The sequence below is a fragment of the Mesorhizobium sp. M4B.F.Ca.ET.089.01.1.1 genome, assembly GCF_004022605.1.
Classification (GTDB): Bacteria; Pseudomonadota; Alphaproteobacteria; order Rhizobiales; family Rhizobiaceae; genus Mesorhizobium; species Mesorhizobium abyssinicae.
On record NZ_RZOS01001388.1, the window covers coordinates 1 to 465 of the forward strand.

Below are 465 nucleotides of genomic sequence, written 5' to 3' on the forward strand. Positions count from 1 at the left end.
CTCTGCAACAATGGCGCGCGCCTCCGCGATCTTGGCAGGATCAATCAGTTTGAACACAAACTGTTTTGTTAGGCCTTCAGGTGAGCTCTGCTCAAAGACGAAATACGCGGCTTGCTCTGCCACATTAGCGACTTGTGCCACCTATTCTCTCCGATCTGGTGGGTGTTAAACGTCTGAGGGGTTTGAGAGCAGTCCACATGCGATTCAGGTGATATTTAGCCACCGCTTCCGCCACCAGCTACCGCCACTCCCTCACAGATCTCTCTAAACATGTTGACGTGGGGCGCGAATTTCGGCGCGGGCGTTTTCCATCCAGCCGGCTTCGCGATGCTCGGCATCGTCTTATCAACAACGCCCTCTAGAATCTTGCAGAATGCCGAATCGAAGGGCGGGAGGGTATTGTTGTTTCCTCCAAAGGTAGGGATTTCGTGGCATAGAGCGCACGGAGCATTGCCTGCATTGAGA

1 protein-coding gene is annotated in these 465 nt (G+C 53.8%); it reads right to left on the bottom strand.

Translation table 11 applies throughout. The annotated features are described in order from the left end of the window. Positions 1-215: 215 nt before the first annotated feature. On the bottom strand, positions 216-465 hold a 250-nt coding region (locus EN780_RS40115; RefSeq protein WP_210215141.1), incomplete at its 5' end, for a hypothetical protein.